Here is a 14204-nt window from a genome sequence, read left to right on the forward strand (position 1 = left end):
GATGGTGGCCGTCATCAGTGCGCTCCCGCCAGCTCGGTGGCTTCCGTGCCCGCTTCCGTGCCCATGTATGCCTCCATCACTTGTGGATTTTTCGACACCTCGGCATAGCTGCCTTCGGCCAGCATCGCGCCCCGCTGCAGCACGGAGATCTTGTCGCAGATGCCGGAGACGACGCTCATATTGTGTTCCACCATCAGGATCGTGCGGCCCTGCGACACTTTCCGGATCAGTTCCGTTACCCGGTGCACGTCCTCGTGGCCCATGCCCTGGGTCGGTTCGTCCAGCAGCATCAGTTCCGGTTCCATCGCCAAGGTGGTGGCAATCTCCAGCGCGCGCTTGCGACCGTACGGCATGTCGGCCGTGACCGTGTCGGCAAACGACGTCAGGTCCACTTCCGCCAGCAGCTGCATGGCGCGTCCATTGAGCGCATCCAGCGATTTCTCGCTGCGCCAGAAGTGGAAGGTGGTGCCCAGCTGGCGCTGCAGGCCGATGCGCACGTTCTGCAGCACTGTCAGGTGCGGGAACACGGCCGATATCTGGAACGAACGGATGATACCCATGCGCGCGATCTGGGCGGGCCGGGCCGCCGTGATGTCGCGGCCGTTGAAGAGGATCTGTCCGGCGGTGGGGACGAGAAACTTCGTCAACAGGTTGAAGCAGGTGGTCTTGCCGGCCCCGTTCGGGCCGATCAGTGCGTGGATGTGCCCACGCTGAACCTTCAGGCTCACGTCATTGACGGCCGTGAAACCCTTGAATTCCTTGGTCAAGCTTCTTGTTTCCAAGATGAAGTCCGACATCGTGTCTCCCCGATATGCTTGCGACCTCTCCGCCGGACCGTGATGTGATCGGACGGAAATCCTTTACATCTTGCTAAATTTTTTTTTGATCATACACAGAACAATTTTTCGTCACAATACCGTATAACTACCATAAACTTTTGGCTTACTACCGTGAAACTGCCCGAAAATGCTGTCATGCACCATTTTCAGCGCGCAGCCACTGCGCCGCCTTCTCGGCAATCATGATGACAGGCGAGTTGGTGTTGCCGGACGTGATCGTCGGCATCACCGAAGCGTCCACGATCCGTAGCCCTGCTACCTGCTTGACGCGCAGGCGACTGTCGACCACCGCCAGCCGATCGTCCGCCCGTCCCATGCGGCACGTGCCGACGGGGTGGAAAATCGTCGTGCCGATCGAGCCGGCCGCCTCGGCCAGTTCCTCGTCGGTGCGGAAGTGGATGCCCGGCTTGAACTCCTCGGGCCTATATTTCGCCAACGCGGGGGCGGCTGCGATGCGGCGCGTCAAACCCAGTGCGGCGCAGGCGACGCGGCGGTCCTCAATCGTGCTCAGGTACATCGGCGTGATCTTCGGCGGCGCGTACGAGTCGGCCGATCCGATGCGCACGTGCCCGCGCGACGTGGGCCGCAGGTTGCACACGCTGGCAGTAAAGGCGGGGAACGTGTGCAAGGGCTCGCCGAACCGTTCCAGCGACAGCGGCTGTACGTGGTATTGCAGGTTGGGCGTCGCTTCGTCCGGATGCGAGCGGGCAAAGGCGCCCAGTTGCGACGGCGCCATCGACATCGGCCCGCTCTGGAACAGTGCATATTCCAGGCCGATACGCAGCTTGCCGAACCAGTTGCGCGTCATCGCGTTCAGTGTCTTGGCGCCTTCGATGCGGAAGACCATGCGCAGTTGCAAGTGATCCTGCAGGTTTTCTCCCACGCCGGGCGCATCCACGAGCGGCGTCACGCCGGCCCGTTGCAGGTCGGCCGCCGGGCCGATGCCGGACAGCTGCAGCAGCTGGGGCGAACCGATGGCGCCCGCGCACAACAGCGTCTCGCGCCGCGCGTGCGCAACCCAGCGCGTGCCGCCACCCGTGAATTGCACGCCGCGGCAGACGGTGCCGTGCTCGCCCTGCTCCAGCAGCAGCCGCTCCACATGGCAGCCCGTCATCAAGGTGAGGTTGGGACGCTGCGCGGCCGGCCGCAGGAATGCCTTGGCCGTGTTCCAGCGGATGCCGCGGCGCTGGTTCACTTCGAAGTAGCCGCAGCCCAGGTTGTCGCCCTGGTTGAAATCGTCGACGCTGGGGATGCCGGTCTCGGCCGCGGCCTGGCGGAATGCATCCAGGATCTCCCACGACAGCCGCTGTTTCTCCACCCGCCATTCGCCGCCAGCCCCATGATAATCGGTGGCACCGCGGTAGTGATCCTCGCTTTTCCGGAACAAGGGCAGCACTTCCTGCCAGCGCCAGCTGGGGTCTTTCGTGACGTCGGCCCAGCAGTCGTAGTCGCGCGCCTGGCCCCGCATATAGATCATGCCGTTGATGGACGAGCTGCCACCCAGCACTTTCCCGCGCGGATACAGCAGGCTGCGCCCGCCCAGGCCGGCATCCGGCTCCGTGCGATACAGCCAGTCGGTACGCGGGTTGTCGATGCAGTGCAGGTAGCCGACGGGAATGTGGATCCACACGTAATCGTCGCGCCCTCCCGCTTCGATCAGCAGCACCTCGACGCATGGGTCCTGCGTCAGCCGGTTGGCCAGGACGCAACCGGCCGTTCCGGCACCGACAATGATGTAGTCGAACTGTCCTGCCGATTCCAAGGGCGACTCCTCGTCAAGGTTGCTGCATCTCCATTACCAGCGTTTCCACCAGGCGGGCCGCCGACATGCGCCGGGCCCGCCCCACGCCCGTGCCGCACCATAGCGACATCAGTTCGGAATCGCCCCGCTTGGCCGCTTCGAAACGGATCGGTCCCGTCAAGGCATTTTGCACCGGATACGGGGGCACCTGGTCCTCGACGTCCGCCATCTGTTGCATGAAACGGTTTTCCAGGCCGCGCGCATAGCGGCCCGAGAACGCCCGCGTCAGCCGTGTCGGCGCATTGCCGGCGTGCTGCAACCGGTGTTTGTAGGCGGGATGAATACCGGACTCATCGGTGACGAGAAATGCCGTGCCCATCTGGACGGCTGTCGCGCCCAGGGCCAGCCGCGCCCGGATATCGGCGCCCGTCATGATATTGCCAGCTGAAATCACCGGAATCCGTACTGCCGCCACGACCGCTTGCAGCAGTTCCACGGCACCCAATGTCGCGTCGCGCTGGTCGCCGATGAATGTTCCCCGGTGACCGCCCGACTCGATGCCGGAAGCAATGACGGCGTCGGCGCCGGCTGCCTGCCAGGCGACAGCTTCGTCGACACGCGTGGCAGTACCGATCACCAGGATGCCGGCCGCATGCAGGCGCTGGACTTGCTGCGGCGCCAGGATGTCGAACGTGAAGCTGGCGGCGGCGGGTTTCAGGCTGATGAGCATGTCAAGCTGGGCCCCGAAGTCTTCGCACCAGCGGAACGGCAGCGCCAGGTCCGGCCAGCCGAGGGAACTCCAGACCGGCCGCAGCAGCTCGACGGCGTGCGCCACCTCTTCCTTGGTCGGGTGCGGCAGCGGCTGGACGAACAAATTGACGAGAAACGGCTTGTCGGTCAGCGAACGGATGTCGTTGACCTGGTGCCGCAGCTTTTCCGGTGCCAGCAGGGAACCGGCCAACGCCCCCAGCGCGCCGGCGTTCGACACGGCCGCGACCAGCGCCGGGGTGTTACAGCCGCCCGCCATCGGCCCCTGGATGATGGGATGAGAGAACAACGACCGCAAATCCATACGCTCTCCTGTCGGATTCGACCTGTGGATAAGCCCTTGGATATCCACAGGTACCATTTGTGCGTAAACCGTCAGGCTGTGCGGAACCGTTTTTTTGTCCCAAAACAGTTCTTCGGCCATACAGGGTTTACACGTCGGGTTGTGCAGCTTGTAAATGCTTGATTCTAATCCAGTTGCGGTACTTATCCACAGAAACGTCGTGCTGTTAACAACTACCACTATTTTATATACATACTTATTCCAGTAAACCGACGACCCTGTCGCGCGCTTTGCACTGCCGTTCGGCGTGCCCGGTCGCATCGAGCCGGCACCGATGAACGACAAGTCGACGACGCCTGCAAGTCATCCTGCTGACGATTTTTTGTCTGCAAAGTGCTCCGGGGGTGATGTCGAGGGGTGTTTTGACGCCAGGAAGGCCAGCAGAATGCCTGTTGGGCAACTCTTCTGTGGATAACGTCCTGCATATCCACAGGACGGAATGTGCGTAAACGGGTCAGTTGTACAGCCGGGGATTTTTTGTCCAGAACTACTCCGGCGTCGATACAATGCTTGTTCAGCCGGTTCTACAGGACGTAAACACCTGATTCTGTGGATGTTAACAGCTTTATCCACAGTCACTGCGACGTTTACTATCTACTACCAGCTTATATAAATACTTTTATCTAAATTAAAACCAGCATCACAGTCGGCGCAACCAGCCCGGGAACCCCATGACATCGACGATTTCGGACAAAAAAATACGGTTGGGTATCATTTCCGCCCTGGCGGAAGAGCAGGAAGGACTGATCGACGCCATGCAAGGCGCCGTCACGCTAACGCATGGCATGCGCGATTACACGACAGGAAAGCTGTGGAATATCGATACCGTGGCCGTGTTGTCCCGTATCGGCAAAGTCGCTGGCGCCATGACAGCGGCAACGCTTGTGGAAAAGTTCGGGGTTACCCACATCGTCTTCACGGGCGTGGCAGGTAGTGCCGACTTCGCCGTACGGGTTGGCGACGTCGTGGTGGCGGAAGCGCTGGTCCAGCACGATATGGACGCGTCGCCCCTGTTTCCCCGCTTCGAGGTGCCGTTGACGGGATTGACGCGGCTACCGACGGACCTGGACCTGTCGCGCCAGCTGGCTGCCGCGGCCCGCCGCTACCTGGACGAGGAGCAATCCCGACCCCAGCTGCACCGCGGAACCATCGGCAGTGGCGACCAGTTCATCAACGACAGCGTCCGCATCGCCGCCTTGAAGGATGCGCTGCCGGACCTGCTGGCCGTGGAAATGGAAGGCGCGGCGGTAGCCCAGGTGTGTTTCGAGCTGAACATCCCATTTGCCGTGATCCGGACAATTTCCGACAACGCCAACGAAGAAGCGGCCACCGATTTCATGCATTTCGTCAAAACGGTCGCCTCCCGCTACGCCTTCGGCATCCTGCGCGAGTTCTGCGCCACCTACACGGCCCCGCACTGACCGCTGTGGAAAACCCCGCGGTTTTCCACAGCCACCCCGCGAACATCACAGTCCAGCTCGTGTCCCACCGCGGGGTCAGTCACCAAAACGGGACACGAGCTCGACGGATCGACGCTGCCTGCGACAGGCTGATCGGCACGCCAACGCGTTTACAGCCCCGTCAGGGCGTTTGAATGGCTGAGTGCTCTGCAGGGTAGGGGGATGACGCTGCGTTGAACACGGGCTCATCTGATGATGCTGGCAGCCCCGTGCTGGACGGGCGGGCCCTGTCGAGCTCGTGTCCCGAAATGGTGACTGACCCCGTGGTGGGACACGGGCTCGACAGATTGTCAGTACTTGTTGCGGATGGATTGGCTCGCCAACGCGTTTACAGCCCCGCTACGGGCTTTGAACGGCTGAGCCCGTGTCCGTGTCGGGGTGTGACCCCGCGGTGGACACGGGCTCGTCTGATAGCCCTGGCGGCTGAGGTCGGGTCAGCGCTTGGTCCTGCCCTGGCGTTGACAGGCGAAAAAAATGGCGCGGAGATCGCGCCATTCGGTGTTGCAACTGCCGGGAAGCTTACGCGCCCAGCGTCATCAGGCTGGCGTTGCCGCCCGCTGCCGTCGTGTTGACGCACAACGCGCGCTCGGCGATCAGGCGCCACAGGGGAATGGCAGCTTGCTCGGTCGTGTCGATCAGGCTGACGAGGGCGCCGTCGCGTTCGGCCAGCGGCACGCGCAGGGTATTTGTCAGCGTGGCGTCCACCAGCGCGATCTGGAAGCTGTCCTTCAACGTTGCCAGGTCGGCCATGACACGGATGCGGTCACGGACAGCATCCGGCAGGTCGGCTGGCACGACGACAGGCGTCTGCGGTACGACAATGGCGACGTTGCCGGTCGCCAGGACCGCTGCCAGCTGGTTCAGCAGCACGTCCTCGCTGGCGGCAAAGCAGGCGACGGCGCCGCGTGCCTCGTAGCGCAGCGTGTTGCGCTCGCCGGTCGGGCCGGGCAGCACGATTTCGGTGCCCAGCGGCGTCGTGCAGGCGTATTGCTCTGCCAGCGTGGCCACCTGCGGCTTTCCCTTGGCCTTGGCCCAGACGGCCAACGCATCCAGGCTTGGCGACGACTGGCGCGCATGCACCTCGACCGGTGCCGCGGCGCGCTGCAAGCGCTTCAGGTACAGCGGACCGCCCGCTTTCGGACCCGTGCCGGATTTCCCCTCGCCACCGAATGGCTGCACACCAACCACTGCGCCGACGATGTTGCGGTTGACGTAGATGTTGCCGACGTGTGCCCGCGACGTGATGTATTCGATCGTCTCGTCGATGCGCGAATGCACGCCCAGGGTCAGGCCGAAGCCGCTGGCATTGATCGCGTCGATCACTTTCGGCAGTTCGTCGCGGCGGTAACGGATCACGTGCATGACGGGGCCGAAGACTTCCTTCGTCAGTTCGTCCAGCGAGCGGATCTCCAGCACGGTCGGTGGAACGAACGTGCCGGCGGCACCGGCCGGGATGCCAAGCGAGAAATGCGCCACGGCCGAGCGCTTGGTTTTCTCGATGTGCGACAGCAGGTTCTGCTGCGCTTCCGTGTCGATGACGGGGCCGATGTCCGTCACCAGCCGGTCCGGGCTGCCGATGTTCAGTTCGCCCATCGCACCCTTGAGCATGCGGATCGTCTTTTCGGCGATGTCCTCCTGCAGGAACAGCACGCGCAGCGCGGAGCAGCGCTGGCCGGCGCTGTCGAAGGCCGACGAGATCGCATCCTGCACCACCTGCTCCGGCAGCGACGACGAGTCGACGATCATCGCGTTCTGCCCGCCCGTCTCGGCAATCAGCGGAATGTCGCAATGCTCCGCCACGGCCCGCTTGGCCAGCGTCCGGTTGATCAATTGCGCCACTTCCGTCGAGCCCGTGAAGATGACGCCTTTGACGCGCGCATCGTTGCACAGGCCGGCGCCCACCACTTCGCCGCGGCCCGGCAGGAACTGCAGCGCCGCACGCGGTACGCCCGCCTCGTGCAGCAACGTGACGGCGCGGTGCGCGATCAGCGGCGTCTGCTCGGCCGGCTTGGCCAGCACGACGTTGCCCGCCGCCAGCGCGGCCGCCACCTGGCCCGTGAAGATCGCCAGCGGGAAGTTCCATGGGCTGATGCACGTGACGGGACCCAGCGCCAGCACGTTTTTCTCGTGCCGCACCTGTTCCGCGTAGTAGCGCAGGAAATCCACCGCCTCCCGCACTTCGGCAATGGCGTTCGGCAGCGACTTGCCCGCCTCGCGGATCGCCAGCGCCATCAGTTCCAGTTGGTGCTGCTCGTACAAGTCCGCCGCGCGCAGCAGGGCATCGGCCCGCGCCGATGGCGCCACCGTCTGCCAGTCCATGGCGTACGCCGCCGCATCGGCCAGCGCCTGCTCGACATCGGCCGCTGTTGCTTCCGTCACGTGACCGACCACGTCGCCCCGCTGCGCTGGATTGGTGATGTCCGCCGCCGTCTGTCCGGGGGCGACGGTGCCAGCCAGCAGTGGCGCAGCCGTCCACGTGCGTGCCGTTGCCAGGGCTGCCGAGACTTCGCGCAGCGTCTCTTCGTTGGACAGGTCGATGCCGGCGGAGTTCCGTCGTTCCGCGCCGAACATGTCACGCGGCAGCGCGATGGCCGGGTGCGGCTGGCCCTGCAACTGGCGCGCGATCGCCAGCGGGTTCTCGATCAGGCGGTCGACAGGGATGCTTTCGTCGACAATCTGGCTGACGAACGACGAGTTGGCACCGTTTTCCAGCAGGCGGCGCACGAGATACGCCAGCAGCGTTTCATGGGTACCGACCGGCGCATAGATGCGGCACGCCTTGCCCAGGTTGCCTTCACCGACGACCTGGTCGTACAGCGTCTCGCCCATGCCGTGCAGGCACTGGAATTCATAGTTCTCGATGCCGTCCTGCTTGGCCCACGTGTAGATCGTCGACAGCGTCTGCGCGTTGTGGGTGGCGAACTGCGGGTAGATCACGTCGGTGGCGGCCAGCAGGCGCTGCGCGCAAGTCAGGTACGACACGTCCGTGTAGACCTTGCGCGTATAGACGGGATAGCCGGGCATGCCTTCCACCTGGGCGCGCTTGATCTCTGCATCCCAGTAGGCGCCCTTGACGAGGCGCACCATGAACTTGCGGCCCGAGCGGCGTGCCAGGTCGACCAGGTAGTCGATGACGAACGGGCAACGCTTCTGGTAGGCCTGCACGACAAAGCCGATGCCGTCGAAGCCGGCCAGGTCCGGGTCGTGCGCCATCGCCTCCATCAGGTCCAGCGACAGCTCCAGGCGGTCGGCCTCCTCGGCATCGATGTTCAGGCCGATGTCGTACTGCTTGGCCAGCAGCACCAGCGAGCGCAGGCGCGGCAGCAGCTCCGTCATCACGCGGTCGCGCTGGGCCCGGCTGTAGCGGGGGTGCAGCGCCGACAGTTTCACCGAGATGCCGGGCCCGTTGTGGATGCCGCGCCCGTTCGACGCCTTGCCGATCGCGTGGATCGCCGTCTCGTACGAGCGGTAGTAGTTGGCCGCGTCGTGCTCCGTCAGCGCCGCCTCGCCCAGCATGTCGTACGAATAACGGTAGCCGCGCGCTTCGTTGTCGCGGCCGTTCTTGATCGCTTCCTCGATGGTCTGGCCCGTCACGAACTGGTTGCCCAGCATGCGCATGGCGAGATCGACGCCCTTGCGGATCAGCGGTTCGCCGCCCTTGGCGATCAGGCGCGTGAGGGCCGAGCCCAGCTTGTCCTCGCTGCTCGAGCTGACCAGCTTGCCCGTGACCAAGAGGCCCCACGTGGCCGCGTTGACGAACAGCGACGGCGATTCGCCCAGGTGCTTGCGCCAGTCGCCCTTGCTGATTTTGTCCGCGATCAGGCGGTCGGCGGTGGCGCTGTCCGGAATGCGCAGCAGAGCCTCGGCCAGGCACATCAGCGCGACGCCCTCTTCCGACGACAGGGAGAACTGGTGCATCAGCGCATCGACGCCGGACGCCCGCGTGCGCTTTTCGCGCACGGCGGTCACCAAGCGACGGGCCAGCGCCTGCGCCTGTTCCGTCGTGCCGGGGCCGCCGTCGCGGACCTGGCCCAGCAGCCATTGCACGGCCGTCTGTTCGTCGCGCCGGTAGGCGGCGGTCACGGCCGCGCGCAGCGGGCTGGGGTCGCGCAGGATTTCAGCCTGCAGGGCGGCAAAGGGGGCGATCGGAGCATTCATGGCAAATTTTCAATCAAAGCAAATGTTAAGCGTACGTAACAAAACACGCTCCGAAACCGGGGTTTGCGGAGCGTGCGAAGCGTCAAACGCGAATGATTCGATTGTATCGGGGAATCTTCTGGATTAATTCTGGTAATGCCGGGGGCTAGCAATAGATAGTTTTTGGTGAGAGAATTTAACCAAATAAAATTAATTAGGGGATAGCGATGTTGGACAAGATCAGTAAAAAGATCCTGATGGAGCTGCAAAGCGATGGCCGGATCAGCAATGTGGAGCTGGCCGCGCGCGTCAACCTGTCGCCCGCCGCGTGCCTGGAACGGGTGCGCAAGCTGCATGAATCGGGCTACATCATGGGCTACACGGCCCAGCTCAACCCGCAGCTGCTGGACGTGTCGCTGCTCGTTTTCATCGAAGTCGTGCTGGACCGCACGACACCCGAAGTGTTCGATGCGTTCAAGCATAGCGTACAAGTGATTCCCGAGGTGCTCGAATGCCACATGGTGGCGGGCGGCTTCGACTACCTCGTCAAGGCGCGCGTGAAGGACATGGCGGCCTACCGCGAGTTCCTCGGCAAGACGCTGCTGCAGAAGGGCGTGCGGGAGACCCACACGTATGCCGTGATGGAAGAGGTGAAGAACACCAGCAAGCTGCCCATCAAATAACGGGCAGCCTGCCGGGGAAGCGGCTCAGTAGGTATCGCTGCGGGGCGCCGTGCCCGGGGCGGTGCGCTGTACGACGGCGTTCATGCCTTCCAGATGGCCGCGCAGCCATTTGTGGGCAGGGCTGCGGGCATCGCGTTCGTGCCACAGCATGTCCAGGTGCACGGCCGGCAGCTGGAATGGCAAGTCCTTGTAGAGCAGCGCGTCCGTCATGCCGGTGGACGCGATCAGGTGCTTCGGCAGCACCGTGATCAGGTCGGAATTGGCGACGACGCGCCCGGCCGTGAAGAACTGGTTGACCGTCAGCAAGATGCGGCGCTCGCGCTGCAATTGCGCCAGCGCTTCGTCGACGAGGCCGTGGGCCCGCCCGGAAAAACTCACCAGCAGGTGGTTCGCCGCGCAATAGCTGTCCAGGGTCAGCTCTTCCTTGGCCAGCGGATGGCCACGCCGCATGACGCACACATAGGTGCCCGAATACAGCCGCTCATGGCGGATCGGCGTGGCCGTCTCGTACGACAGCTGGGCCGCGACACCGGGGAAGAAGCCGACGGCCAGGTCGATATCGCCGCGCAGCAGCATCGGCCGCGGTTCGCGCGTGGTCAGCGGCACCATGCGCACATTGATGCCGGGCGCATCCCGTTCGATCGAACGCATCAGCGCGGGCAGCCACATCGCGGCGGTCGCATCCGCCATCGCCAGCCGGAACGTCGCATGGGCCTTCGAGACGTCGAACGTGCCCGGGGCCACGGCCGCCTCCAGCGAGGCCAGTGCGCTGCGCACGGCCGGCCACAGTGCCTCGGCCCGCGGCGTGGGCTTGACGCCGTACGCGGTGCGGATCAGCAGCTCGTCGCCCAGGCTTTCGCGCAGCCGCTTGATCGCGTTCGACACGGCCGGCTGCGTCATCGCCAGGTGGCCGGCGGCCCGGGTCAGGTTCTGCTCCGTCATCACGGCATCGAATACGCGCAGCAGGTTCAGGTCCAGCGTGAGGAAACTCATGGTGTGTTATTCAGAAGAGTGATGGGATATATTGGGAAACAGAATTGGATTGATATGTTGCGCTGCACTATAGTCACGTTAGATTCTAAACGTAACTGAAAAAGTATGTCCACCTTGATTTCCGCAGCACAATACCTGACCCAGTTTTCGCTGGGCGACGCGCTGCAGTTCCTGTTTGTTGCCGTGCTGGCGGTCGGACTGATCGTCCTGTTCAAGCCGTTGCTGCGCGGGCTGGCGCTGGCCGCGCTGCTGCTCGTCAAGCCGAAGCTGTCGAAGGAACAACGCCTGCAGCGCCGTCAGATGCGCGACGCAGCCCTGCTCAGCGGCCTGATCAACGCAGCCGACGGTTCCCCCAGCAACGCCGCCGAACTGCGCGCGCTGGCGTCGCGCGGCTGAGCGCAGCCCGGCTGAGCACAGCGGGCTGTCGCAGCGCAGCAATCAGTTCAATGTCCGCCGAGCAGCTTTGGCTTGAGTGAATTGTCGGCCGGGTTCTCGCCCAGCCAGATCCGCAGGATGGCGTTGTAGAACGCGACATCCTGCACCGTCTCCCCGATCTTCCTGCCGTTCAGCGTGCACACCGTGCCCGTGCCCGGTACCCAGTCCACCAGCAGCGTGTCGCCCTTCTTCAGGCCGGGAATCGACGCGAACATCTCGCCGAACGTCTTGGTTTGCGGCAGGAAGCGCGTGCGTTCGGCCTGGTCGGTATTGCTGTTCAGGCCTTTCATGAACGCGTCGCCGAATTCGTCCGACGTCAGGTCGCGCATGCTGACGATCTGGATGCGGCGCGCGCCCTGCGCGGCCAGCACGTCGGCCACCGTGGTTTTCTTCTCCGCCAGGTACAGTCCCAGCGCATACACCTTGAAGACGATCTTGGTGCGCACGCCGGCGCCGTTCAGCTTCAGCGCCTGGCCGCCCACGGTAGCGCTGTCGTCGAAGCGGATGCCCGCGACGTCGGCCGCAAAGGTGGGATGGCACAGGGCGGCGGCGCTCAGGGCGGCGGCGGCGAGGAATTTACGGCGGTCAAAGCGACTGGGGAAAGACATACGGACTCCGGCGTCAGGTAAAAAAATGCGTTGGGGCATGCCGTTGCAATATACCACCCTGTTCACCGTCCATGCTTACCCCGGGCTTATTGCTCGCCCCGGTTCTGGTTTTCGATCGCGCCCAGCACGGCCTGGGGATCGGCCGGCTTGTCCAGCGCTTGCGCTTCCGGATCGACCTTGTCGACGACCTGTGGCATGTCGCGCCGCAACTCCTCCAGCAGGCTGATGATCTTGCTGGTCTTTTTTTCCGTCAGCAAGCTGACCTGCAAGTCCAGGTGCGTGTGCTGGTCGGCCAGGCGGGCCATCCGGTTCTGCCGGATCAGCACGGTGGTCGTGGTCAGGAAGGCATTGAGGGAGATGATGCCCTGCAGCCAGAAGAACGGCGGTTCGTCGAACGCATCCCAGCCCAATTCCTCCGCAAAGACGTTGGCGCCGATCCACAGCAGGGCAAACACGACAATGCCGACCAGGTAGGCCGGCCGGCCGAAAAACAGGCTGAGCTTCTCGATCGCGGTCTGGGCAGGAGAAATCTCCTGCTTGTGCCGCGCGTAGAAGTCGCTGATGGTCTCGAGGTTTTCATTGACCGCGTCCGGCAGTTCCAGTTCCGGGCCGGGCGCTGGCGGATCGTCTTGCATGCGGCGCTCCGTGGGCAGTGGAGCCCGAGCATAGCAAGCAATGCGGCGCGGCGGCGCCGCGATGGGTCACGCGGCCTTGGCGGCCTGCAGGCGTTCGTATTTGGCGCGCAGCTCGTCTTCCGACTCGCGCCAGGCGGGATTGAACGGGATGCACGCGACCGGGCAGACCTGCTGGCACTGGGGTTCGCTGAAATGCCCGACGCATTCCGTGCACTTGTTCGGGTCGATCTCGTAAATTTCCGGACCCATGTAGATCGCGTCGTTCGGGCACTCGGGCTCGCAGACGTCGCAATTGATGCAGTCGTCGGTAATCATCAAAGCCATGGCGCTACCCTACTTTGCAGTCTTGTTGGCGGCGATTTTCTTCTGCAGCCAGCGGTCCACCGAAGGGAACACGAACTTCGAGACGTCGCCGCCCAGCTGGGCGATCTCGCGCACGATCGTGCCGGAGATGAACTGGTACTGGTCGGACGGTGTCAGGAACAGCGTTTCGACGTCCGGCAGCAGGTAGCGGTTCATGCCCGCCATCTGGAATTCATATTCGAAGTCGGACACGGCGCGCAGGCCGCGCACGATCACGCGTGCATCGTTCTCGCGCACGAAATCCTTCAGCAGGCCGGAAAAACCTTCCACCTTGACGTTCGGGTAATGGCCCAGCACTTCGTTGGCGATCTCGAGGCGTTCCTCGAGGGAGAAAAACGGATGCTTGTTCTGGCTGTCGGCCACGCCGACCACCAGCTTGTCGAACAGGCCCGACGCGCGACGCACCAGATCCTCGTGACCCCGGGTCAGCGGATCGAACGTTCCCGGATAAACGGCTACAACCATTGCGGCTCCCTGCATTCAGCATCAATCAGACGCGCATTATGCCCTAAATTCAGGCACGGCTTCGAGGGCCGCCCCGGGTCAGGCCTGGCGCAGGCGCAGCAGGTGGAAGTGCACCATGCCCGCCTTGTCGCAGCGCACCACTTCCCAGGGCGCCAGCCAGTCGGGGGCATCGTCGCCCTCCAGCGCGGTTTCCGCTTCCGCATAGACCAGGCCGCCTTCGCGCAGCAGTGGCACGCACAACGGCAGCGTCCGCGCCAGCAGGTCCTGCTGGTACGGTGGATCCAGGAAGATGACGTCAAAGCGGTGCGCGCGCAGGGCCAGCGACTGGGCCGTGGCCAGCGCGTCGCCCCGCTGCACCGTCACGTTGGCGGCCTTCAGCTTGTCCTTGACGGCTTCCAGCTGGCGCACGATGGCCGTGTTGGCGTCGACCATGACGACGCTTTCGGCGCCACGGCTGGCGGCCTCGAAGCCCAGCGCGCCGCTGCCGGCAAAGAGGTCGAGCACCTGCGCCCCGTTCCAGTCGCCCTGCAGGTGGCGCAGCCAATTGAAAACGGTCTCGCGCACGCGGTCCGGCGTCGGGCGCAGGCCCAGTGCTTCCAGCACAGGCAAGGGCGTACGCTTCCAGTCGCCGCCGATGATGCGCACCTGCTTGCTGTGCTGGGGACCGTGGACGGGGACTTTGGCGGGCTTTTTCTTCTGCATGACATGGGGGAACGGATGGGACGCGGCACTAT

The 14204-nt window shown here is 64.0% G+C and carries 13 protein-coding genes; 3 read left to right on the plus strand and 10 right to left on the minus strand.

Features of this window, described 5'->3' with window-relative positions; all coding sequences use genetic code 11:
- Window positions 1-14: 14 nt before the first annotated feature.
- From PX653_RS21445 to PX653_RS21455, 3 genes are all read right to left on the minus strand, one after another.
- On the minus strand, window positions 15-797 hold the full coding sequence (locus tag PX653_RS21445) for an ABC transporter ATP-binding protein (RefSeq protein WP_277414733.1): 783 nt from the start codon (window positions 795-797) through the stop codon (window positions 15-17).
- Window positions 798-972: 175 nt separating this feature from the next.
- Window positions 973-2601 (minus strand): GMC family oxidoreductase, encoded by a 1629-nt coding sequence (locus tag PX653_RS21450; protein WP_277414734.1) that lies wholly within the window; start codon window positions 2599-2601, stop codon window positions 973-975.
- 13 nt (window positions 2602-2614) lie between these two features.
- Complete coding sequence (locus PX653_RS21455) at window positions 2615-3652, minus strand: NAD(P)H-dependent flavin oxidoreductase (protein ID WP_277414735.1); 1038 nt, start codon at window positions 3650-3652, stop codon at window positions 2615-2617.
- 737 nt (window positions 3653-4389) lie between these two features.
- Here PX653_RS21455 and PX653_RS21460 point away from each other — a divergent pair.
- Window positions 4390-5112, plus strand: coding sequence for a 5'-methylthioadenosine/adenosylhomocysteine nucleosidase (locus PX653_RS21460; RefSeq protein ID WP_277418632.1), 723 nt, complete (start codon window positions 4390-4392; stop codon window positions 5110-5112).
- Between the two features lie 558 nt (window positions 5113-5670).
- Here the strand turns inward: PX653_RS21460 and putA are convergent.
- Window positions 5671-9309: a trifunctional transcriptional regulator/proline dehydrogenase/L-glutamate gamma-semialdehyde dehydrogenase gene (gene putA, locus PX653_RS21465; protein WP_277414736.1), complete on the minus strand. Its 3639-nt coding sequence runs from the start codon at window positions 9307-9309 to the stop codon at window positions 5671-5673.
- 206 nt (window positions 9310-9515) lie between these two features.
- On the opposite strand from putA, the gene PX653_RS21470 reads away from it, so the two are divergent.
- Window positions 9516-9971, plus strand: coding sequence for an Lrp/AsnC ligand binding domain-containing protein (locus PX653_RS21470; protein ID WP_028833852.1), 456 nt, complete (start codon window positions 9516-9518; stop codon window positions 9969-9971).
- A 24-nt stretch (window positions 9972-9995) separates the two neighbouring features.
- Here PX653_RS21470 and PX653_RS21475 read toward each other — a convergent pair whose 3' ends face one another.
- Window positions 9996-10964, minus strand: a complete 969-nt coding sequence (locus tag PX653_RS21475) for a LysR family transcriptional regulator (protein ID WP_277414737.1) — start codon at window positions 10962-10964, stop codon at window positions 9996-9998.
- 105 nt (window positions 10965-11069) lie between these two features.
- On the opposite strand from PX653_RS21475, the gene PX653_RS21480 reads away from it, so the two are divergent.
- Complete coding sequence (locus tag PX653_RS21480) at window positions 11070-11360, plus strand: hypothetical protein (protein WP_277414738.1); 291 nt, start codon at window positions 11070-11072, stop codon at window positions 11358-11360.
- A 47-nt stretch (window positions 11361-11407) separates the two neighbouring features.
- On the opposite strand, the gene PX653_RS21485 is transcribed toward PX653_RS21480, so the two are convergent.
- The 5 genes from PX653_RS21485 to rsmD all read right to left on the minus strand — a co-directional run bounded on the left by PX653_RS21485 (window position 11408) and on the right by rsmD (window position 14172).
- Window positions 11408-12007: a chalcone isomerase family protein gene (locus PX653_RS21485; RefSeq protein WP_277414739.1), complete on the minus strand. Its 600-nt coding sequence runs from the start codon at window positions 12005-12007 to the stop codon at window positions 11408-11410.
- Between the two features lie 86 nt (window positions 12008-12093).
- Window positions 12094-12642 carry a DUF1003 domain-containing protein gene (locus PX653_RS21490; RefSeq protein WP_277414740.1) on the minus strand — a complete coding sequence of 183 codons (549 nt, stop codon included), beginning with the start codon at window positions 12640-12642 and terminating at the stop codon, window positions 12094-12096.
- Between the two features lie 66 nt (window positions 12643-12708).
- Window positions 12709-12966, minus strand: coding sequence for a YfhL family 4Fe-4S dicluster ferredoxin (locus PX653_RS21495; RefSeq protein WP_277414741.1), 258 nt, complete (start codon window positions 12964-12966; stop codon window positions 12709-12711).
- A 9-nt stretch (window positions 12967-12975) separates the two neighbouring features.
- A complete protein-coding gene (coaD, locus tag PX653_RS21500; protein ID WP_277414742.1) occupies window positions 12976-13470 on the minus strand; it encodes a pantetheine-phosphate adenylyltransferase in 495 nt (164 codons plus the stop codon).
- Window positions 13471-13548: 78 nt separating this feature from the next.
- Window positions 13549-14172, minus strand: coding sequence for a 16S rRNA (guanine(966)-N(2))-methyltransferase RsmD (rsmD, locus tag PX653_RS21505; protein WP_277414743.1), 624 nt, complete (start codon window positions 14170-14172; stop codon window positions 13549-13551).
- Window positions 14173-14204: the final 32 nt, after the last annotated feature.

Origin of the sequence: Pseudoduganella chitinolytica (assembly GCF_029028125.1) — a bacterium.
GTDB lineage: Bacteria > Pseudomonadota > Gammaproteobacteria > Burkholderiales > Burkholderiaceae_D > Rugamonas > Rugamonas chitinolytica.

Bases quoted from the DNA above. Each gene is read 5' to 3' on its own strand.
- PX653_RS21445 (WP_277414733.1), bottom strand. From the start codon at position 797: ATGTCGGACTTCATCTTGGAAACAAGAAGCTTGACCAAGGAATTCAAG.
- PX653_RS21455 (WP_277414735.1), bottom strand. From the start codon at position 3,652: ATGGATTTGCGGTCGTTGTTCTCTCATCCCATCATCCAGGGGCCGATG.
- putA (WP_277414736.1), bottom strand. From the start codon at position 9,309: ATGAATGCTCCGATCGCCCCCTTTGCCGCCCTGCAGGCTGAAATCCTG.
- PX653_RS21470 (WP_028833852.1), top strand. From the start codon at position 9,516: ATGTTGGACAAGATCAGTAAAAAGATCCTGATGGAGCTGCAAAGCGAT.
- PX653_RS21475 (WP_277414737.1), bottom strand. From the start codon at position 10,964: ATGAGTTTCCTCACGCTGGACCTGAACCTGCTGCGCGTATTCGATGCC.
- PX653_RS21480 (WP_277414738.1), top strand. From the start codon at position 11,070: ATGTCCACCTTGATTTCCGCAGCACAATACCTGACCCAGTTTTCGCTG.
- PX653_RS21485 (WP_277414739.1), bottom strand. From the start codon at position 12,007: ATGTCTTTCCCCAGTCGCTTTGACCGCCGTAAATTCCTCGCCGCCGCC.
- PX653_RS21490 (WP_277414740.1), bottom strand. From the start codon at position 12,642: ATGCAAGACGATCCGCCAGCGCCCGGCCCGGAACTGGAACTGCCGGAC.
- PX653_RS21495 (WP_277414741.1), bottom strand. From the start codon at position 12,966: ATGGCTTTGATGATTACCGACGACTGCATCAATTGCGACGTCTGCGAG.
- coaD (WP_277414742.1), bottom strand. From the start codon at position 13,470: ATGGTTGTAGCCGTTTATCCGGGAACGTTCGATCCGCTGACCCGGGGT.
- rsmD (WP_277414743.1), bottom strand. From the start codon at position 14,172: ATGCAGAAGAAAAAGCCCGCCAAAGTCCCCGTCCACGGTCCCCAGCAC.